At 69.6% G+C, this 20,906-nt stretch carries 16 protein-coding genes and 1 tRNA gene; 8 read left to right on the top strand and 9 right to left on the bottom strand.

Annotated elements, in window-relative coordinates:
* The 3 genes from eboE to ACFC96_RS01260 are packed head-to-tail and all read left to right on the top strand — an operon-like array spanning nucleotide 1 to nucleotide 3,801.
* Nucleotides 1-1,170, top strand: a complete 1,170-nt coding sequence (gene eboE, locus ACFC96_RS01270; RefSeq protein ID WP_376609478.1) for a metabolite traffic protein EboE — start codon at nucleotides 1-3, stop codon at nucleotides 1,168-1,170.
* Nucleotides 1,167-2,591 (top strand): nucleotide pyrophosphatase/phosphodiesterase family protein, encoded by a 1,425-nt coding sequence (locus tag ACFC96_RS01265; RefSeq protein ID WP_376251583.1) that lies wholly within the window; start codon nucleotides 1,167-1,169, stop codon nucleotides 2,589-2,591. Before eboE ends, ACFC96_RS01265 begins: the two co-directional genes overlap by 4 nt.
* A gap of 52 nt (nucleotides 2,592-2,643) precedes the next feature.
* The gene (locus ACFC96_RS01260) at nucleotides 2,644-3,801 is read left to right on the top strand and encodes a sugar phosphate isomerase/epimerase family protein (protein WP_340460368.1); all 1,158 of its coding nucleotides are present in this window, start codon (nucleotides 2,644-2,646) and stop codon (nucleotides 3,799-3,801) included.
* A gap of 68 nt (nucleotides 3,802-3,869) precedes the next feature.
* Here ACFC96_RS01260 and ACFC96_RS01255 read toward each other — a convergent pair whose 3' ends face one another.
* The 5 genes from ACFC96_RS01255 to ACFC96_RS01235 form a co-directional block, all read right to left on the bottom strand.
* The gene (locus ACFC96_RS01255; RefSeq protein ID WP_376251585.1) at nucleotides 3,870-5,264 is read right to left on the bottom strand and encodes an OFA family MFS transporter; all 1,395 of its coding nucleotides are present in this window, start codon (nucleotides 5,262-5,264) and stop codon (nucleotides 3,870-3,872) included.
* Nucleotide 5,265: 1 nt separating this feature from the next.
* Nucleotides 5,266-6,651, bottom strand: coding sequence for an OFA family MFS transporter (locus tag ACFC96_RS01250; protein WP_376609476.1), 1,386 nt, complete (start codon nucleotides 6,649-6,651; stop codon nucleotides 5,266-5,268).
* 199 nt (nucleotides 6,652-6,850) lie between these two features.
* On the bottom strand, nucleotides 6,851-8,992 hold the full coding sequence (locus ACFC96_RS01245) for an acetate--CoA ligase family protein (protein ID WP_376609474.1): 2,142 nt from the start codon (nucleotides 8,990-8,992) through the stop codon (nucleotides 6,851-6,853).
* 3 nt (nucleotides 8,993-8,995) lie between these two features.
* Nucleotides 8,996-10,228, bottom strand: coding sequence for a formyl-CoA transferase (gene frc, locus ACFC96_RS01240; RefSeq protein ID WP_340458890.1), 1,233 nt, complete (start codon nucleotides 10,226-10,228; stop codon nucleotides 8,996-8,998).
* Nucleotides 10,229-10,239: 11 nt separating this feature from the next.
* Nucleotides 10,240-11,922 (bottom strand): thiamine pyrophosphate-binding protein, encoded by a 1,683-nt coding sequence (locus tag ACFC96_RS01235; protein WP_340458889.1) that lies wholly within the window; start codon nucleotides 11,920-11,922, stop codon nucleotides 10,240-10,242.
* A 144-nt stretch (nucleotides 11,923-12,066) separates the two neighbouring features.
* Between ACFC96_RS01235 and sucC the strand changes: the two genes are divergently transcribed.
* The 4 genes from sucC (at nucleotide 12,067) to ACFC96_RS01215 (ending at nucleotide 16,190) form a co-directional block, all read left to right on the top strand.
* Nucleotides 12,067-13,197, top strand: coding sequence for an ADP-forming succinate--CoA ligase subunit beta (sucC, locus tag ACFC96_RS01230; RefSeq protein ID WP_376251592.1), 1,131 nt, complete (start codon nucleotides 12,067-12,069; stop codon nucleotides 13,195-13,197).
* Nucleotides 13,198-13,240: 43 nt separating this feature from the next.
* Nucleotides 13,241-14,152, top strand: coding sequence for a succinate--CoA ligase subunit alpha (gene sucD, locus ACFC96_RS01225; protein WP_376251594.1), 912 nt, complete (start codon nucleotides 13,241-13,243; stop codon nucleotides 14,150-14,152).
* Between the two features lie 109 nt (nucleotides 14,153-14,261).
* Nucleotides 14,262-15,866, top strand: coding sequence for an aldehyde dehydrogenase family protein (locus tag ACFC96_RS01220; RefSeq protein WP_376609472.1), 1,605 nt, complete (start codon nucleotides 14,262-14,264; stop codon nucleotides 15,864-15,866).
* 239 nt (nucleotides 15,867-16,105) lie between these two features.
* Nucleotides 16,106-16,190: transfer RNA gene (locus ACFC96_RS01215), tRNA-Leu, on the top strand.
* Between the two features lie 89 nt (nucleotides 16,191-16,279).
* Here ACFC96_RS01215 and ACFC96_RS01210 read toward each other — a convergent pair.
* Together ACFC96_RS01210 and ACFC96_RS01205 are read right to left on the bottom strand one after the other, a co-directional pair.
* Nucleotides 16,280-17,518, bottom strand: a complete 1,239-nt coding sequence (locus ACFC96_RS01210) for an Ig-like domain-containing protein (protein WP_376609901.1) — start codon at nucleotides 17,516-17,518, stop codon at nucleotides 16,280-16,282.
* A gap of 79 nt (nucleotides 17,519-17,597) precedes the next feature.
* Complete coding sequence (locus ACFC96_RS01205; protein ID WP_376609470.1) at nucleotides 17,598-18,152, bottom strand: hypothetical protein; 555 nt, start codon at nucleotides 18,150-18,152, stop codon at nucleotides 17,598-17,600.
* A 355-nt stretch (nucleotides 18,153-18,507) separates the two neighbouring features.
* Here ACFC96_RS01205 and ACFC96_RS01200 point away from each other — a divergent pair, with 355 nt between their 5' ends.
* Nucleotides 18,508-19,044: a hypothetical protein gene (locus ACFC96_RS01200; RefSeq protein WP_376609468.1), complete on the top strand. Its 537-nt coding sequence runs from the start codon at nucleotides 18,508-18,510 to the stop codon at nucleotides 19,042-19,044.
* A gap of 18 nt (nucleotides 19,045-19,062) precedes the next feature.
* On the opposite strand, the gene ACFC96_RS01195 is transcribed toward ACFC96_RS01200, so the two are convergent.
* Both ACFC96_RS01195 and ACFC96_RS01190 read right to left on the bottom strand, forming a co-directional pair.
* Nucleotides 19,063-20,280, bottom strand: a complete 1,218-nt coding sequence (locus tag ACFC96_RS01195; protein ID WP_376609467.1) for a cytochrome P450 — start codon at nucleotides 20,278-20,280, stop codon at nucleotides 19,063-19,065.
* 76 nt (nucleotides 20,281-20,356) lie between these two features.
* Nucleotides 20,357-20,896, bottom strand: coding sequence for a carboxymuconolactone decarboxylase family protein (locus ACFC96_RS01190; protein ID WP_376609465.1), 540 nt, complete (start codon nucleotides 20,894-20,896; stop codon nucleotides 20,357-20,359).
* Nucleotides 20,897-20,906 lie beyond the last annotated feature (10 nt).

The following is a 20,906-nucleotide window of genomic DNA, read 5'->3' as shown; positions in this document are numbered from 1 at the left end:
ATGCGCTTCCGCCACCCCGACGGGTCCACCGTCCACCTCGCGTACTGCACCAACGTCCACCCCGCCGAGACCCTCGACGGCGTGCTGGCCCAGCTGCGCGACCACTGCGAACCCGTCCGCAAGCGTCTCGGCCGTGACCGGCTCGGCATCGGTCTGTGGCTCGCCAAGGACGCGGCGCGGGCCCTCACCACCGACCCCGTCGCCCTGCGCGGCCTGCGCACCGAACTCGACCGGCGCGGCCTCGAGGTCGTCACCCTCAACGGCTTCCCGTACGAGGGGTTCGGCGCCGAGGAGGTCAAGTACCGCGTGTACAAGCCGGACTGGGCCGACCCGGAGCGCCTCGCGCACACCGCCGACCTGGCCCGCCTCCTCGCCGCGCTGCTTCCCTCCGACATCACCGAGGGCACCGTCTCCACGCTGCCCCTCGCCTGGCGCACCGCCATCGACCCGGCTCGCCGGGACGTCGCGTACACCGCGCTGACCACCCTCGCGGAGCGGCTCGACGCCCTGGAGGAGCTGACCGGCCGCTCCATCCGCGTCGGCCTCGAACCCGAGCCGGGCTGCACCGTCGAGACGACCGGCGACGCGATCGCCCCGCTCACGGCCGTGTCCCGCGACCGCATCGGTGTCTGCGTCGACACCTGCCATCTCGCCACGTCCTTCGAGGACCCGGCCACCGCGCTCGACGCCCTCGCCGCCGCCGGGATCCCCGTCGTCAAGTCCCAGCTCTCCGCGGCCCTGCACGCCGAGCACCCCGAAAGGGCCGAGGTCCGCGAGGCGCTCGCCGCGTTCGACGAGCCCCGCTTCCTGCACCAGACCCGCACCCTCACCCCCGACGGGCTGCGCGGCACCGACGACCTCGGCGAGGCCCTCGCCGGCGGCACGCTCCCCGACACCGCGCCCTGGCGCGCCCACTTCCACGTACCGCTGCACGCGGCGCCCGCGGCCCCCCTCACCTCCACGCTCCCGGTGCTCAAGGACACGCTCACGCGTCTGGTCGGCGGCGCGCATCCGCTCACCCGGCACCTGGAGGTCGAGACGTACACCTGGCAGGCGCTCCCGCCCGAGCTGCGTCCCCGCGCCCGCACCCAGCTCGCCGACGGCATCGCCGCCGAACTCACCCTGGCCCGCGACCTCCTGACGGACCTCGGCCTGAAGGAACTCCCATGACAACTGCCCGTACCGACACCTCGGTCGACCGGCCGGACACGAGCCCGAACCCGCTGCTGGTCCTGGACGTCGTGGGCCTCACCCCGCGCCTCCTGGACCACATGCCCCACCTCAAGGCCCTCGGCCGGACGGGTTCCCAGGCCCACCTCGGCACGGTCCTGCCCGCCGTCACCTGCGCCGCCCAGTCGACGTTCCTCACCGGCACCATGCCGTCCGAGCACGGCATCGTCGCCAACGGCTGGTACTTCCGGGAACTGGGCGACGTACTCCTGTGGCGTCAGCACAACGGACTCGTCGCCGGCGACAAGCTCTGGGACGCGGCCCGCCGCAGCCACCCCGGGTACACGGTCGCCAACATCTGCTGGTGGTACGCCATGGGCGCCGACACCGACATCACCGTCACCCCCCGGCCCGTGTACTACGCCGACGGCCGCAAGGAACCCGACTGCTACACCCGGCCACCGGCCCTGCACGACGAACTCACCGAGAAACTCGGCACGTTCCCCCTCTTCCACTTCTGGGGTCCGGGCGCCGACCTCGTCTCCAGCCGGTGGATCGTCGACGCGACCCGCCACATCATGGCCACCCGCCGTCCCGATCTGGCGCTGGCCTACGTTCCCCATCTCGACTACGACCTCCAGCGCTTCGGCCCCGACGACCCGCGCTCGCACCGGGCGGCGGCCGAACTCGACGCCACCCTCGCGCCGCTCCTCGACGACGCGAAGGCCGAGGGCCGCACGGTCGTCGCGCTCTCCGAGTACGGCATCACCCGTGTCGAGCGGCCCGTCGACATCAACCGTGTCCTGCGCCGCGCCGGACTCCTCGAAGTGCACACGCAGGACGGCATGGAGTACCTCGACCCGATGACGTCGCGGGCGTTCGCGGTCGCCGACCACCAGATCGCGCACATCTACGTGCGCCGCCCGGAGGACCTCGACATGGTCCGCGAGGCGCTGAAGGACGTGCCCGGCATCGAGCAACTCCTCGACGACGAGGGCAAGAAGGCCCACCACCTCGACCACCCGCGCTCCGGGGAACTCGTCGCCGTCGCCGAGCCCGACGCCTGGTTCACGTACTACTACTGGCTCGACGACGACCGCGCGCCCGACTTCGCGCAGCTCGTGGAGATCCACCGCAAGCCCGGCTACGACCCCGTCGAGCTGTTCATGGACCCCCAGGACCCCTACGTCAAGGTGAAGGCCGCCGGCGCCCTGGCCCGCAAGAAGCTCGGTATGCGCTACCGCATGGCGGTCGTGCCCCTCGATCCCTCACCCATCCGCGGCAGCCACGGCCGCCTCCCCTTGAGCGACGACAGTCCCGACGGTCCGCTCATCCTGTGTTCCACCCCCCGCGCCGTCACCGGCCGTGTCGCGGCCACCGACGTGAAATCGCTGTTGCTCGACCTGGCCGGTCTCGCATGAGCCCGGTGCGCATCCGCACACGCCCCGCACCCACCCGAGAAAGAGAGAGACCGTGACCGCGTTCAACGATGAATCCGGAACCGGCGACGCCCTGCGCCGCGCTCTCGGCGTCAGCCGCCGCCGCTTTCTGAGCACCTGCACCGCAGTGGGGGCCGCCGCCGTCGCGGCACCCGTCTTCGGCGCGTCGCCCGCCCTCGCCCAGAGCGCGCACAACGGCGGAGGGGGCGGCGGCCACGCCCTCGTCCCGGCGTCCAAGCGCGGCATCATCCTCTACACCGTGCGCGACGCCACGGGCAGGGACCCGCTCGCCTCCGACCTGCCGTCCGGATTCCGGGAGGTCTTCAAGGAGCTGGCCCGATACGGCTACAAGCAGGTCGAGTTCGCCGGCTACGGGCAGCACGCCAACGCGCCCGGCGGCGCCAACCTCGAAACCGTCGAGGGCGCCAAGCTGCTGCGTTCCTGGCTCGACGAGTACGGCCTGCGCGCGCAGGGCAACCACGGCTTCATCCCGGGGTCGTGGCCGCTCAGCCAGCCCGACCTCGACACGTTCAAGAAGCACCTGGAGATAGCCAACATCCTCGGCATGGACCACATGGGCACCGGTGGCGACCCCACCGGCAGCGCCTACCGGTCCGACTGGGACGTCGCCGCCGACAAGTGGAACGCGCTCGGAAAGATCGCCCACAGCGCGGGACTCAAGCTGTACACGCACAACCACGACGCGGCGTACGGCTTCCTGCTCGACGGCGGTCCCCTCGACGCGCAGGGCAAGCCGACCCGCAGCTCCGGCATCCGCAAGCTGGAGTACTTCCTCACGGTGACCGACCCGAAGACGGTCTGGCTGGAGATGGACATCTTCTGGGCGCACGTGGCCCAGTACAAGTTCCACACGTACACCGCCCACGACGGCTCCCAGCGGGAGAACGTCTTCGACCCGGCGGCGCTCGTACGCCGCAACAACAAGCGCTACCCGCTGTTCCACGCCAAGGACGGCACGGTCAACACGACGAACGGCATGGGCTACGACATGGTGCCGTTCGGCACCGGAGTCATCGACTACGAGAAGTTCTTCACCCGCGTCGGGGCGATGAACTACCACAACCCGATGGTCGAGCAGGACAACGCGCCCAGCGACACCGACCTCGGCCAGTCCCTGAAGCACGCGAAGATCGGCTACGACAACCTGGCGGGCCTGCGCAAGAAGCGCTGACGCCGGCACGGCAGACATGAGTGGGGCCCGGCCGTCCGGCCGGGCCCCACTCAGCAGGTGAACTCCCTCTAGGCGCCGATGACCCCCTTCAGGGTCGGAGCCGCCTTCTCCCGGCCGGGCTGCCGCAGCAGCAGCGCGAAGGCCGCCGCCACCATCGATATCCCGCCGGCCAGCGCGTACGCCCCGTTGTAGCCCCACGCGGCGACCACCATCGAGCCGAGGCCGCCGCCGAACAGGCCACTGATGAGCTTGCCGCTGTAGACGAGTCCGTAGTTGGTGGCGTTGTAGTTCTCCCCGAAGTAGTCCGGGGTCAGCGCCGCGAACATCGGGTAGAACGCGCCGCCGCCGAAGCCGGACAGGAAGGCGAACACGAGGAACAGCCACTCGCTCTTGATGTCGCCCGCCCAGATCACACCGAACTGGGCCAGCCCGAGCACGACGATCACGAGTACGAGACTGAGCTTTCGGCCCCAGATGTCCGACATCCAGCCCACGACGGCACGGCCGACTCCGTTGATGACGGCCATGACGCCCATCGAGGACGCCGCGACCAGCGGACCGAAGCCGACCTGCTTGGCGAAGTCCACCTGGAACGAGATGCCGAAGATCGACACACCGGCCGTCAGCACCAGGCTCAGCCACATGATCGGCAGCATTCCGGTCCTGATGGCCTCCTTGGGCGTGTACTGGCGCACCGCGGGCGGGTTCTTGGTGAGAGACCTCGCGCTCTTGCCCGGGCCGGAGGTGGAGAGAGGGTCGATGTCGTGCGGCCACCAGTTCTTCGGCGGGTCCCTGAAGTAGAACGCGCAGACCAGCACCACGACCAGGACGTAGGCGCCGATCATGTCGAGGACCCGGTGGTAGTTGGACGTGTCGAACGCGTAGTTGAAGATGAAGATGAACGGCAGGGAACCGTAGGCGAAGCCGCCGTTGACGAAGCCTGTCTTGCCGCCCTTTCGCTCCGGGAACCATTTGCCGACCATGTTGATGCACGTCGAGTAGACGAGGCCGGAGCCCAGTCCGCCGATGACGCCGAAGCCGAGGATGGCCAGCCACACATTGCTCAGATGGGACAGGGCGAGAAAGCCGAGCATGCACAGGAACGCGCCGGTCATCATGGCCCTCTTCGCGGACAGGATGCCTTTCTCCCGCATCCATCCCGCGGGGAAGGCGATGCCCGCCTGGAAGAACACCCAGATGCTCAGGATCCAGAAGGTGTTCGACTGCGTCCAGCCATGTGCGCTGGACAGCGTGTCCTCCGCCGAACCGTACGCGTACTCGGAAACGCTGATGGCCATCATCGCGACCCATGGCAGATACACCATGAACTTACGGGAATGGCCGAGGATGTCGCGGTCCGTCTCGCCCACGCGATAGACGCGGCCGTTCTCGTCGGTGATCTCTCGGTACCTGCTACCAGTGTTCGTCGCTGAGTTGCCTGCGGCGATGGGCTCAGCCGTCATGTCAAGCCATCTCCTCACCGAGCGGTTGCGGGTTGGGTTGTACGTCACGGAACTTGGACCTGCCGGGTTGGGACAGGAAGAGCGCGATGAAGCCGGCGAAGAAGGAGATGCAGCCCGCCAGGACGAAGGCACCGGAGTGCCCCCAGGCCCCGACCACCACGGCGCCCATCCCCGCGCCCAGTCCGGAGACGAGCTTGGAGCTGTAGACCATGCCGTAGTTGGTGGCGTTGTTGTTCTCGCCGAAGTAGTCCGCGGTGAGCGCCGCGAACATCGGGAAGATGGCGCCGCCGCCGAACCCGGAGATCGCGGAGAAGATCAGGAACAGCGACAGGTTCTTGGCCTCGGCCGACCAGAGGATGCCGAACTGGGCGCACCCGAGGATGGCGCACACGGCGAGCAGACACTGTTTGCGGCCGTAGCGGTCGGAGAGCCATCCGATGACGCCGCGCCCGGTGCCGTTGACGAGCGCCTTCAAGGACATCGCGGCGGCGACGATCCCGCCGGCGAACCCGGCCTCTTCGCCGATGTCCACCTGGAAGGCGATGCCGAAGATGTTCACGCCGGACGTGCAGGCCAGACAGAACCACATCAGGGCCACCCGGCCGGTCCGCCAGGCCTCCATCGGGGTGTACTGCTTGACGGCCGGCGGGTTCTTCTCCAGGGAACGCCGGGCGCGCGGGTCCTCCGGCGGATTGAGCGGGTCGACGCTCGCGGGCCACCAGTTCTTCGGCGGATCCTTGAAGAAGGAACCAGCGAACGCGACCAGCGCGGCGAGCAGAACGCCCACCGAGAGCAGCACCCAGCGGTAGTTGGTCAGGTCCATGTAGCCGGTGAACAGGAAGACGAACGGCACCGAACCGTAGGCGAAGCCGCCGTTGACGAAGCCGGTCTTGCCGCCCCTTCGCTCCGGGTACCACTTGCCCACCATGTTGACGCAGGTGGCGTACACCATGCCCGCGCCCATGCCGCTCAGCACACTGAAGCCGATATAGGCGAAGACGACGTGCGGTGCCAGGGCCAGCGACAGATAGCCCATGAAGGTGCCCGACGCGCCGATCATCATCGCCCAGCGGGCCGGCAGCCTGCCGCTCTCACGCAGCCTGCCCGCGGGGAAGGCGACCGCGGCCTGGAAGAACACCCAGACGGTCATCATCCAGAAGATGTGCAGGCTGTTCCAGTCGTGCGCGGTGTGCAGGGTGTCCTCGGCGGACGCGAACGCGTACTCGGCGGAGGAGATCCCCATCATGCCCACCCAGGGCAGGATCACCATCCACTTGCGTTTGCGGCCCAGGATGTCGATATCGGTCTCGCCAACCCGGTACACACGGCCGTTGGCGTCCGTCACCTCCCTGTAGGGGACGGAGGTTGGTAGATCGGTTGCGGTCATGACGGTCGATCCCCTTGCGTCGAAAGATCTGGCCAGCGCCCCCTGTCCAAATTCCTTTCGCGTGCGCATGGGTCCCGGGGCCGGCCTGCGCGCACCGCCGGCCGGCCCCCACTGAGGTCACCTCATGAACCGCCCCCCAACAGCCCCGCCGAACGGGCCCAGCGGGCCTTGTTTCGCCCGGGGGCGGCTGGTCCGGGCATCACAACAGCCCCGCCGAACGGGCCCAGCGGTACTTCGCACCGAGTGCGGCCACCGGCTTCTCGGTCGTGTACGGGTACGCCACGACCCCGCGCTCGTAGAGGTACTGGCAGGCCTCCTCGACCTCGACGTCGCCCGCGAGCGACGCCACCACGGGCTTCTCGATGCCCCGCGCGCGGAACTCCTCGACCACCCGTGCCGTCAGCTCCGCGAAGACCATCGGCGGGGTGACGATCGTGTGCCAGTAGCCGAGGACGAGGGAGTGGATCCGCGGGTCCTCCAGACCGAGCCTGATGGTCGCCTCGTACGTCGACGGCGGTTCACCGCCCGTGATGTCGATCGGGTTGCCCGCGGCGCCGAAGGGCGGGATGAACGCCTTGAAGGCGGCGTCCAGATCCTCGGGGATCTCCATCAGGGTCAGGCCGTTGTCGACGATGGCGTCCGAGAGCAGCACGCCCGAGCCGCCCGCGCCGGTGATGATGACGACGTTGTCGCCCTTGGGAGTCGGAAGCACGGGAAGCGCCCGGGCGTACTCGAGCATCTCGTTGAGCCCCGGCGCCCTGATGACGCCGGCCTGCCTGAGGATGTCGTCGTACACCGCGTCGTCGCCCGCGAGGGCTCCCGTGTGCGAACCGGCCGCCTTCGCGCCGGCGCTGGTGCGCCCCGCCTTGAGGACCACGACGGGCTTCTTCGGCACCGTCGCGCGCGCGGCCTCCACGAAGGCCCGCCCGTCCTTCAGGTCCTCCAGGTGCATCGCGATGCACTGGGTGTTGGGGTCCTCGCCGAACCACGTGAGCAGGTCGTCCTCGTCCAGGTCCGACTTGTTGCCGAGCCCGACGATCGCGGAGACACCGGTCTTCGTCGTGCGCGCGAAGCCGAGGATCGCCATGCCGATGCCCCCGGACTGCGAGGTCAGCGCCACCCCGCCCTTCACGTCGTACGGCGTGCAGAACGTGGCGCACAGGTCCTGCCACGTCGAGTAGTAGCCGTAGATGTTCGGCCCGAGCAGCCGTACCCCGTACCGCTCGCCGATCGCCACGATCTCGTCCTGGAGAGCCTGTTCACCGGTCTCCGCGAAGCCGGAGGGGATCAGGACCGCGTTCGGGATCCCCTTGCGTCCCACCTCTTCGAGGGCCGAGGCCACGAACTTGGCGGGGATCGCGAAGACCGCCACATCCACCTCACCCGGGACGTCCGTGACACTCTTGTACGCCTTGCGGCCCAGGATGTCATCGGCCTTGGGGTTCACCGGATGGATCTCTCCGGAGAAACCCCCGTCGATGAGGTTGCGCATGACCGAATTGCCGATCTTGCCCTGCTCGTTGGACGCGCCGATCACCGCGACCGAGCGCGGCTGCATCAGCCGGCGCATCGACCTCAGGATCTCCTCGCGCGCGTACGTGCGCCGCTGCTTCGGCGCCCCGTCGGCCAGGATCACGCGGATGTCGGCGGCGACCGCGCCCTCCGGTGTCGCGATCACCGGGTTGAGGTCGACCTCGGCGATCTCCGGAAAGTCGGTGACCAGTTGGGACACGCGGCGGATCTGCTCGGCGAGCGCCCACCGGTCGACCGGCTGCGCGCCGCGCACTCCGCGCAGCACCTCGGCCGCCCGGATCGAGTCCAGCATCGACACGGCCTCGTCCGCGCCGACCGGCGCGAGCCGGAACGTCACGTCCTTGAGCACCTCGACCAGCACGCCGCCGAGCCCGAACGCGACGACCTTCCCGAACGTCGGATCGGTGACCGCTCCGACGATGACCTCTTGGGAGGAGGGCCCGGTCGGCAGCAGCTCCTGCACCTGGACGCCCTCGATCCGGGCGTTCGGCGCATAGGCTCGCGCGTTCTTGACGATCGTGCAGAAGGCGGCCCGTACGTCGGCGGCTCCCTCCACGCCCACGATCACGCCACCCGCGTCCGTCTTGTGCAGGATGTCGGGGGAGACGATCTTCATCACGACGGGTCCGCCGAAGCGCGCCGCGTACGCGACCGCCTCGTCCACGTCCGTCGCCAGCTCCTCGCCGGGCACGGAGATCCCGTACGCGTCGGCGATCACCTTGCCCTCGGGGGCGGTGAGAGCGCTGCGGCCCTCCGCGCGCACGGATGCGAGCAGCGCCCGTACCGTGAGCTCACGGTCCTCGGCCATCAATCAGATCACTCCGTTCGACTTGAGCAGGCGCAGTTCCTCGTCCCCGAGCCCCAGCTCCCCGACGAACACCTCGGCGTTGTGCTCGCCGAGCAGGGGTGAACTGACCACTTCCACGGGGGAGTCGGAGAGCTTGAGGGGGGAGCCGACCGTGGTGAACGTGCCGCGCTCCGGGTGGGCCACCTCGACGACCATCTCGTTCGCGACGAGCGACGCGTCCTCGATGATCTCCTTGGTGGACAGGATCGGCCCGCACGGGATGTTGTGCGCGTTGAGCCGCTCCAGCACCTCCCACTTGGGCAGGGTCGAGGACCACTCCTCGATGAGCTGGAACATCTTGTTGAGCTTGGGCAGGCGCGCCTCGGGGGTCGCCCACTCGGGGTCGCCGGCCAGCTCGGGCCGCCCGATCAGCTCGCTCAGCGGCTGCCAGCCGACGGGCTGCACGATGACGTACACGTAGTCGTTCGGGCCGCCGGGGGCGCACTTGACCGCCCACCCGGGCTGTCCGCCGCCGGACGCGTTGCCCGAGCGCGGCACCTCGCTCCCGAAGTCCTCGTTCGGGTACTCGGCCAACGGACCGTGTGTCAGCCGCTGTTGGTCGCGCAGCTTGACCCGGCACAGATTGAGCACCGCGTGCTGCATGGCGACGTTCACGCGCTGGCCGCGCCCGGTGTTCTCGCGCTGGAACAGCGCCGCGAGGATGCCGGCGACGGCGTGGATGCCGGTGCCGGAGTCGCCGATCTGCGCGCCGGTGGCCAGCGGCGGACCGTCCTCGAAACCGGTGGTCGCCATCGAGCCGCCCATGGCCTGCGCCACGACCTCGTACGCCTTGAAGTTGGTGTACGGGCCGTCACCGAAGCCCTTGATCGAGGCGTAGACGATGCGCGGGTTGATCTCCTGGATGCGCTCCCAGGTGAAGCCCATGCGGTCGACGGCGCCCGGGCCGAAGTTCTCCACCATGACGTCGGAGCGCCGGATCAGCTCGGTGAGGAGCTCCTTGCCGCGCTCGGTCTTCGTGTTGAGGGTGATGCTCCGCTTGTTGCAGTTGAGCATCGTGAAGTAGAGCGAGTCGACGTCCGGCAGGTCGCGCAGCTGCTTGCGCGTGATGTCCCCGGTCGGTGCCTCCAGCTTCACCACGTCCGCGCCGAGCCAGGCGAGGAGCTGGGTCGCGGAGGGCCCGGACTGCACATGGGTCATGTCGAGGACACGGACGCCCTCGAGAGCCTTGGTGGTCATGGCAGGGCTCCTCACTTGTACATGGTCTGGTTCATGGTTCCGGGGGCGTACGCGTCCGGGTCGACCCACACGTTGATCAGCGAGGGCTTCCCGGACTCGCGGGCCCGCCGGAGCGCGGGCGCGATGTCGGCGGGGTCGCGGACCTCTTCGCCGTAACCCCCGAGCATCTGGGCGAACTTGTCGTAGTGGACGTCGCCGAGGGTGTTGCCGACGCGCTCGCGCTCGTCGCCGTACTTGGCCTTCTGGCCGTAACGGATCTGGTTCATCGACGAGTTGTTGCCGACGATCCCGACGAAGGGCAGGTTGTAGCGGACGAGGGTCTCGAAGTCCCAGCCCGTCAGCGAGAACGCCCCGTCGCCGAAGAGCGCGACGACCTCCTTGTCGGGGCGCGCCTGCTTGGCGGCGAGGACGAAGGGGATGCCGACGCCGAGGGTGCCCAGCGGCCCCGGGTCCATCCAGTGGCCGGGCGACTTGGGCTGCACGACCTGCCCGGAGAAGGTGACGATGTCGCCGCCGTCCCCGATGTAGATCGAGTCCTCGGTGAGGAAGTCGTTGATCTCGCTGACCAGGCGGTACGGGTGGATGGGAGAGGCGTCGGAGCGCAGGCTCGGCAGGCGCTTGTCGATGGCGGTCTGCTCGGCGGCCCGCAGCTCGTCGAGCCACTCCTTGCGCTTGGCGCCCCCGCCGTTCAGCCGTCCGGAGGCGGCCTCGGTGACCGACTTCAGGACCAGGCCCGCGTCGCCGACGATGCCGAGGTCGATGTCGCGGTTCTTGCCGACGGTGCGGTAGTCGAGGTCGATCTGCACGACGGTCGCGTCGGGGGAGAGGCGCTTGCCGTAGCCCATGCGGAAGTCGAAGGGGGTGCCGACGATGATGATGAGGTCGGCGTTGGAGAAGGCGTAGCGGCGCGAGAGCTGGAAGTGGTGCGGGTCGCCGGGCGGCAGGGTGCCGCGGCCCGCGCCGTTCATGTAGGCGGGCACGTTGAGGGTGCGTACGAGCTCGATGGCGTCCTGGGTGGCACGGGTCGTCCACACCTGGCTGCCGAGCAGGATCGCCGGCTTCTCGGCGTGCACGAGGAGGTCGGCGAGCTTCTCGATCGCCTCGGGGTCACCGGCCGAGCGGGTCGAGGCCCGGTACTGCCCGGCTCGCGGCACGCGGGCCTTGTCCACCGGCACCTTGGCGTCGAGGACATCGCGCGGGATCTCAAGGAAGGACGGGCCGGGGGCGCCGTGGTAGCACTCGCGGAACGCCATCGACACCATGTCGGCGGCGCGCGCCGTGTCCGGCACCGTCGCGGCGAACTTGGTGATGGGCGTCATCATGTCGACGTGCGGCAGGTCCTGGAGCGAGCCCATCTTGTGCTGGGTGTGCGCGCCCTGGCCGCCGATGAGGAGCATGGGTGACTCCGCGCGGAAGGCGTTCGCGACACCGGTGACGGCGTCGGTGGTGCCCGGGCCCGCGGTGACGACGGCGCAGCCGGGCTTGCCGGTGATGCGCGCGTACCCGTCCGCCGCGTGGGCGGCGACCTGCTCGTGACGGACGTCGACGACTTCAATGCCTTCGTCGACGCAGCCGTCGTAGATGTCGATGATGTGACCGCCGCACAGGGTGTAGATGACCTCCACACCTTCTGCCTTGAGCGCCTTGGCGACCAGATGACCACCGGAGATGAGTTCCTGGCTGTCGTCAGGCATGGCGAAGTCCTGTCCCTTCGTAGGGGAGTCGTGCGCTGTCGCAGTACATTGCATACAGTCGACGAATACTGTATGAAGCTTGTTATCCCGCATCCGGTGGGTGGTGTCCAGGGGGCGTGCGGCACTTTTACGGCAGGAGCCGAGATGGACCTGTACGAGCACCAGGCAAGGGAACTCTTCGAAGAACACGGCATCTTGGTGCCGAAAGCCGAGGTCACACGGTCGCCCAGGGAGGCCCGCGAGATCGCGCGCAGGCTGGGCGGCCGCGTCGTCGTCAAGGCGCAGGTGAAGACCGGGGGCCGAGGCAAGGCGGGCGGCGTCAAACTCGCCGCCGACCCGGCCGCCGCCGAACTGACGGCGCGCCAGATCCTCGGCATGGACATCAAGGGCCACACCGTCGGCAAGGTGATGCTGGCCCAACCCGTCGACATAGAGAGCGAGTTCTACGTCTCCTACGTCCTCGACCGCGCGGCCGGACGCTTCCTCGCCATCGCCTCCGCCGAGGGCGGCATGGACATCGAGGAGGTCGCGGCGAACCGGCCCGAGGCCGTCGCCCGCATCCCGGTCGACCCGGCCGAGGGCGTCACCACCGCGAAGGCCGCACAGATCGCCCAGGCCGCCGGCCTCCCCGACCGGACCGTCGACGTCCTGGTCCGCCTCTGGGACGTCCTCACCCGCGAGGACGCCGTACTCGTCGAGGTGAACCCCCTCGTCCGCACGAGCGGCGGCCAGATCCTCGCCCTCGACGGCAAGGTCACCCTCGACGACAACGCCCGCTTCCGCCAGGAACGCTGGGGCACCCAGGAGGCCGCCCACGACGACGCCCTAGAAGCGGCCGCCGCGGCCAAGGGCCTCAACTACGTCAAGCTCGACGGCGAGGTCGGCATCATCGGCAACGGCGCCGGGCTCGTCATGTCGACCCTCGACGTGGTCGCGGGCTGCGGCGCCCGACCCGCCAACTTCCTCGACATCGGCGGTGGCGCCTCCGCGCAGATCATGGCCGACGGCCTCTCCGTCATCCTCTCCGACCCGGCGGTGAAGTCCGTCTTCGTGAACGTCTTCGGCGGCATCACCGCCTGTGACGCCGTCGCCGACGGCATCGTCCAGGCCCTGGAGTCCGTCCGGCTGACCAAACCGCTCGTCGTCCGCCTCGACGGGAACAGCGCAGTGGAGGGCCGCGCCATCCTCGACGGCCGCGCCCACCCGCTCGTCGAACAGGCCACCACCATGGACGGCGCCGCGCGCCGCGCCGCCGAACTCGCCCACGCGCACTGAGGAACCGGGACATGGCCATCAACCTGACCAAGGAGAGCGGGACATGGCGATCTATCTGACCAAGGAGAGCAGGGTCCTCGTCCAGGGCATGACCGGCGCCGAGGGCATGAAGCACACCCGGCGCATGCTCGCCGCCGGCACGAACGTCGTCGGCGGCGTCAACCCGCGCAAGGCGGGCCGCAGCGTCGACTTCGACGTCCCCCAGGGCCTCAAGGGCCAGGGGGGTGCCCCCGTCGCGGTCCCCGTCTTCGGCTCCGTCGCCGAGGGCATCGCGGCCACCGGCGCCGACGTCACCGTCGTCTTCGTGCCGCCCGTCTTCGCCAAGGCCGCGGTCACGGAGGCCGCCGACGCGGGCATCCCCCTCGCCGTCGTCATCACGGAAGGCATCCCCGTCCACGACGCCGTGACCTTCCACGCGTACGCCGCCGCGAGGGGCACCCGCATCATCGGCCCCAACTGTCCCGGCCTGATCACCCCCGGCCAGTCCAACGCCGGCATCATCCCCGCCGACATCACCATGGCGGGCCGCATCGGCCTCGTCTCCAAGTCCGGCACCCTCACCTACCAGCTCATGTACGAACTGCGCGACATCGGCTTCTCCACCTGCGTCGGCATCGGCGGCGACCCCGTCATCGGCACGACGCACATCGACTGCCTCGCCGCGTTCCAGGACGACCCGGACACCGACCTGATCGTCCTCATCGGGGAGATCGGCGGCGACGCGGAGGAGCGCGCCGCGGCCTACGTACGCGACCACGTCACCAAGCCCGTCGTCGCCTACATCGCCGGGTTCACCGCCCCCGAGGGCAAGACCATGGGACACGCGGGCGCCATCGTCTCGGGCTCCTCCGGCACGGCGCAGGCCAAGAAGGAGGCCCTGGAGGCGGCCGGGGTCCGCGTCGGCTCCACCCCGACGGAGACGGCCCGCCTGGTACTCGACCGCCTGGAGCAGTGACGCCGTACAGCGGGAGTGGGGAGCGAGCCCACCGGGCAACCTCCCCACTCCACCCCCCACCAGCCATGCACCCCCGCCCCGACTGTGCACCGTGAGCGGAGAACCCGAAATGGCAGACAACCCGAGCAACCTCACGCACCGTACCCCCGGCCCCGACGCCCCCGGCCCGGACACCCCCGTGGCGACCACCCTCAAGGCCGGCACCTCCTGGCACGACGCCTGGCAGCGCTGCCTCGCCGTCGCCCCCGAGGCGTTCCGCGACGACCGCGTCCTCAACCTGTGGAACGGCACCTGGCAGGCCGACGGCCGCGCCCTGTCCGCCAGTACCCCCGTCGACGGCAGCCCCATCGCCGGACCGCCCCGCCTCGACGCCGCCACCGCCCACCAGGCGGTGCGTGCCTCTCTCGACCAGCACCGCGCCTGGCGGCACATCCCGCTCGACGAGCGCCGCGCCCGCGTCGGCGCCACCCTCGACGCCCTCACCCAGCACCGCGAACTCCTCGCCCTCCTCCTCGTCTGGGAGATCGGCAAGCCCTGGCGCCTCGCCCAGGCCGACGTCGACCGCGCCATCGACGGGGTGCGCTGGTACGTCGACGGCATCGAGCCCATGGTCGAGGGCCGCGCCCCGCTCGAGGGCCCCGTCTCGAACATCGCCAGCTGGAACTACCCGATGAGCGTCCTCGTGCACGCCGTCCTCGTCCAGGCGCTCGCCGGCAACGCGGTCATCGCCAAGACCCCCACCGACGGCGGCGTCGCCTGCCTCACCCTGGCCTGCGCGCTCGCCGCCCGCGAGGGCATCCCCGTCACCCTCGTCAGCGGCAGCGGAGGCGAACTCTCCGAAGCGCTGGTGCGGGCCCCCGAGATCGGCTGCGTCTCGTTCGTCGGCGGCCGCGACACCGGCGCCGCCGTCGCCACAACCGTCGCCGACCTCGGCAAGCGCCACATCCTCGAACAGGAGGGCCTCAACACCTGGGGTGTCTGGAACTACTCCGACTGGGACAAGCTCGCGGCCGTGATCCCCAAGCTCTTCGACTACGGAAAGCAGCGCTGCACCGCCTACCCGCGCTTCGTCGTCCAGCGCAGCCTCTTCGACGACTTCCTCGCCGCGTACCTCCCGGCCGTCCGCACGCTGCGCATCGGTCACCCCCTGGCAGTGGCGAGCCCAGAGGATTCCTACCCCCAGCTCGACTTCGGCCCGCTCGTCAACGCGGCCAAGGCGAAGGAACTCACCGACCAGGTCGCGGAGGCCATCGACCGCGGCGCCGTGCCGCTGCACCGCGGGGCCCCGGACCCCGCCCGTTTCCTGCCCGGCCAGGACACGAGCGCGTACGTCCACCCGGTCACGCTCCTGAGCCCGCCCCCCTCCTCGCCCCTTCACCACGCGGAACCGTTCGGCCCTGTCGACACGATCGTGCTGGTCGACACGGAGGCGGAGCTGCTCGCCGCGATGAACGCCTCCAACGGCGCGCTGGTCGCCACCCTCTCCACGGACGACGACGCGACGTACGACCGCCTCGCCCCGCAGATCCGCGCCTTCAAGACGGGCCGGGGCAAGCCACGCTCGCGCGGCGACCGGGACGAGCTGTTCGGCGGCTTCGGCGCGTCGTGGCGCGGAGCGTTCGTGGGCGGAGAGCTGCTGGTGCGCGCGGTGACGAGGGGCCCGCAGGGAGAACGCCTGCCGGGCAACTTCCCGGAGTACCACTTGATGCCGTAGGCCTTCGGGGCGGCACGTCGGTGGGCGCGGCCCGAGCGAGCGGCAGACGCTCGGGCCGCGGCCACCGATACGTCACAGTGAGGGTCGGACTACCCACGGTGAGACCGGAGGTGGCCTTGTCCCCAGGCCTCGGGAGGCACCGCCGAGGGGACGGATATGCAGGTGAAAGGCACTCCGAAAGCTTGGTATTGTTATCCATGTCGCCGCGGGGAACACCCCGGCCGGGCGACAAACACCTAGTCCGGGTGGCGGAATGGCAGACGCGCTAGCTTGAGGTGCTAGTGCCCTTTATCGGGCGTGGGGGTTCAAGTCCCCCCTCGGACACAAGAAGCAAGAAGTAATAACGCAAGCGAGGGCCCCGACCGGACGGTCGGGGCCCTCGCTTGTACGGATGCGAGCGGAATGGCGCCGCGTCAGCCGGTCGCGCCTCCCGCGACCCACTCGCTCCACGGCATGTTCCAGTCGCTGAGGCCGTTGCCCGGGGCCAGCTTGGTGTGGTCCGTGGAGTTCTTGATGATCACGACGTCGCCGGTCATCGAGTGGTCGAAGAACCATGCGGCCGGCTGCGTGCCGTCGTCGCCGGCCCTGGCGTCCTTCAGGCCCACGCACCCGTGGCTGGTGTTGGCCTTGCCGAAGACCGAGTCGGCACCCCAGTAGTTGCCGTGGATGAACGTGCCCGAGTCGGTCAGGCGCATGGCGTGCGGTACGGCCTCGATGTCGTAGGAGGGCTTGCCGTCCTTCTCCGTGAGGCCGACGCTCGCACCGTTCATGTGGATCTGCCGGTACTTCTCGGAGATGACCATCCGGCCGTTGTACGTCGGGTGCTCATCGCTGCCGGACGAGATCGGGATCGTCTTGATCGTCTTGCCGTCCCGTACGACGGTCATCTGCTTCGTTTTGGCGTCGACCGTGCTGACCTGGCTCCGGCCGACCTTGTACGTGACCGTCTTCTGGATGCCGTGGTCGGTGAGCTTGACGGTGACGGTGGAGCCGGCCTTCCAGTAGTTCTGGGGGCGGAAGTCCAGGCGGCCGTCGTTGAGCCAGTGACCGGCGACGCGCTGGCCGCTGCTGGAGCTCACCTGGATCTTCGACGCCATGGCGGCCTTGTCGCTGATCGCCCTGTCGAAGGTGACCGTCACCGGCATGCCCACGCCGACGGTCGAGCCGTCCTCGGGGGAGACGTGCCCGATGAAGTCGCCCGCCGGGGAGACCGTGGTGATCGAGGCGTTCTCGGTGGCGGAGCGGCCCTTGGCGTCCGCGGCCTCCGCGGCGATCTGATACCTGGTGGCTCGCTCCAGCGGCTTGTCCGGCTGCCAGGACGTGCCGTCCGCGGCCAGGGTGCCCGGAATCTCGGTACCGGTCGCTACGGCGGCCATGGTCACCTTGGTGAGCTTGCCGTTGCTGACGGTGACCTTGACGGGGTCGTCGATCCCGACCTGGTGGGCACCTTGCCCGGGCGTGATCTTTATTCGGGCGTCGGAAGCGTCCTGCGTGCCGGCCTGCTGTCCCTTCGTCTGCGAGTGAGGGCGATCACCATGGCCGTTTCCTCCGGTGGCGGCCTGGCTCGTCCCGCCGAGGGCCGTGAGTGCGAGTACGCCGCCGAGCACGCCGGCTGTAGCCGTCAGAGCGGTGGTCCGCTTACGTACCGTGATCAAACCGTCTCCCGTCCACTGGTCGTCGAATGCCTTGGGTCGGTCGCCAGTGGAGAGCGACCAGCCCCGAGTGAACCATTTATGCATTCATAAGACTGAAAATGGGCAAATTGTGGCGAATGCAACGCATCGTGCCGGGCGCGTTCTCCGGCAGGGACCGAGGGCAGGGGCAGATGCAGGGACAGGTCACTCGGCCATCCGCAGGAACCCGACGTCGAAGTCCTGCCGCGTCGGCGAAGAACGGGATGTTCTTGACCCGCCCGTCCGACAGGACGGTGATCGCCGGGTAGGCGATGTAGAGCAGGGCGTGATCGGCGAGGATCTTGTTCTGGGCCTGGGTGAAAGCCGCACACGCCTTGCTCGCGGTCGGGGCGGTGTTCCCTTCCTTCAAGCACCGGTCGACCTGCCGGTCGGAGTACCGGCTGTAGTTGGTCGATCCGGCGAAGGCCGAGTTGTGCTCACGGTTCAGCTGCGGACCCGCCTCGGGGTAGGAGGCGATGTCCCACGCGAGCGCGATGTCCGGCATGGTGAACTGCTTGGAGACGCGCTCCGAGTACTGAGGGAACGTCACCGCCTGGAGCTCCGCCTTGAGGCCGATCTTCTTCAGGGAGTCCTGGAGGATGGTCCCGGCCACGTTGAACTCGTCGACGGTCGGCTGGAGAGGACCGGCTCGGGCTCCCCGTACCGCAGCGTCGCGAAGCCGGCGAGGAACTTCTCTTCGTCCACCGCCTGCACCCGCTGGCTGTCGATCGTGGCCCACAGCAGTTGCGCGGCGCGCAGATCCTCGGCGTCGACTGCGTGTCCCCCGGCGGTCGTCGCGAGCTCGGCGGTGGGGAAAGAAAAAGAGGGCCCGCAGTTCGTCGTGGCCCGGTGGCCCGGGAGGCGTTCGTCGGCCAGGCGGCGCGCTGAGCACTACGCGTGATCGGATACGCTGCGGCGCGATGTATGACGTGTACACCACTGGTGTGCGAGCCCGCTGAAGAGGAGAAATGTCCGTGAAGCAGCGCCCGGTACTCGCCGGCCTGACATTGATGCTCGTGGCCGTTCTGAGTGCATGTGGCGGTGGTACGGACAAGGGCGACGCACACGGCGGCGGCAAGGGTGACGGCATGAGCGGCGGTGCGTACTCCAAGCCGCACTCCGACCAGGTGCGCGGGCTCTACGACGCCGTGCGGCATCTTCCGCGCAAGACCGTCAAGGGCACCCGCGCGCACATGGTCAAGGAGTGCGATCCGGCCACCCGGAAGGTCAAGCACACCTCGCGCAGCGGCAGTGGCAAGCGTAAGAGGACCCGTACCTGGTACACCACCGAGCACTACGAGCAGTGCCACAAGGTCCGCAAGGGCAGTGAGACGTACACGCGCGTCGTGCGGACCGAGCGGTGGTGTGTGCGGCTCGACGACGTGAACGGGAAGGCCAACAAGGACGACCGCTGGTTCCGGGTCAGCCCCGCCACGTACAGCGAGGTCCACGGCAAGGCCGAGCACGCCCGCGTGAAGTTCGAGCCGCGGGCGCGCGGCTGCTGAGCGAGCGGGTTCGCCGGTTCACCAGGTGACGGGTAGCGCCTTCAGCCCGTAGACGATGTTCTCCGTGTTGTAGGTGAGGGCCGACTCCGGAACCGCCAGGCGTAGGTTCGGCAGGCGGCGCAGCAGTGTGGTCAGCATGATCTGGAGTTCCACCCGGGCCAGTGTCTGGCCCAGGCACTGATGGACGCCGAAGCCGAACGCCAGGTGGCGGCGCGCGCCGGGGCGGTTCGGGTCGAGTCCGGGTGCGGTGCGGCCGAAGACCTCCTCGTCGCGGTTGGCCGACGAGAGCATGCAGATCACGCCCTCGCCCGCCGCGATCGTGACCCCGCCCACCTCCACCTCCTCCTTCGCCGCGCGCGCCAGGCCGAGGTGGATGATCGTCAGGCTCCGCAGCATCTCCTCCACGGCCGTGGGCATCAGGCCGGGCTCGTCGCGGAGCCGTCCCGCCGCCGCGGGGTTTTTGAGCAGGGCCAGTACGCACATCGCCGACATGTTGGCCGTGGACTCGTGGCCCGTGACCAGGAGCATGAAACCGAGTGAGGCGACCTGCTCGGGAGTGAGGTCGTCGCGGGCGGCCAGCCTGCTCAGGATGTCGTCGCCGGGCTCTCGCGCCTTCCGCGTGGCCAGCCCGGCGAGGTAGCCCGTCAGGCCGCGGTGCGCCCGCGCGACGTGCGCCTCGGTCGCGGTGTTGTCGAGCAGCGTGCGGCTGAGGGACTGGAACAGGTCGTGGTCCTCGTACGGGACCCCCAGCATCAGGCAGATCACGAGGGACGATACCGGCAGGGCGAAGTCCTGTACCAGATCGATGGGTTGACCTGGTGTGGGGGCCGCGCCGAGGGTGTCGATCGCTTCGTCCACGATCCGCTGGATGCCCGGGCGCAGCCCCTCCACCCGTCTCACCAGGAAGTCCCTGCCGACCATGCGGCGCAGCCTCGCGTGTTCCGGGTCGTCGAGCCGGATGAAGCTCGGACGCTGCGTGGCCAGTTGGCGCTGCGCGGGGGAGAGGAACGGGAATCCGGGTGTGCGGGCGTCGGCGCTGAAGCGGGGATCGGCGAGTACGGCGCGCACCTCCCGGTAGCCCGAGATCAGCCAGCAGGGTGAGCCGTCCGGCAGGGCGGCGCGCGTGACCGGTCCCCCGCGCGCCGCCTCCGCGTAGGCGGGCGGCGGGGAGAACGGGCATGCCCCGTAAGGGGCGGGTAGCTGGAGCGGCGCGAGCCGTGGGGGCGCGGCGGTCATGCGGGGAGGTGCCCTTTCGGGGAGGTGGGCCGGAGGGGAAGGTGCTCGTGTCCGTGGGTCCCGAGCGATACGGCTCTCATGAGGGCGGGTCGGGCGGAGTCCCCAGTGTGTTCAGCGTCGTGCAGACCATCGCGCACTGGCCGATCACCAGGAGCAGCTCGATCAGTTGCTCCGCGCGGAGTCGCTTTGCGAGCTCCTGCCACAGGGCCTCGGGGAGCTCCGCGTGGTCGGCGAGGAGGTCGGCCGTACGCAGGACGGCCAGGTCGGCCGGGTGCCAGCGGTGGAGGGAGAGGGACGGGGAGGCCGTCGCGGCCACGTCGGCGGGGGTGAGGCCGGCCGGCCGCGCGTGCTCCTCGTGACGCGCGCGTACGAAGTCGCAGCCCAGCCGGTAGGACGTACGCAGGATGGCCAGCTCCCGCTCCCGCACCGCCAGAGTGCCCTGGTGGGTGAGGACCTGGGCGAGGCGGAGCCACGCCTCGGCGAGCGGCGGGTGGTGGGCGAGCGTGCCGAAGAGGTTGACGCGCCCCGGCCCGTCCTGGCTCGAAGCGCCGAGCAGGTCGCGCAGGGCGGGCGGCCACTCCTCGGCCGGCAGTGGAGGGATGCGCGGGGTCACCATGCGCACACCG

Source organism: Streptomyces sp. NPDC055955 (assembly GCF_042270245.1).
Classification (GTDB): Bacteria; Actinomycetota; Actinomycetes; order Streptomycetales; family Streptomycetaceae; genus Streptomyces.
This window is presented reverse-complemented; position numbering and strand designations above follow the sequence as displayed.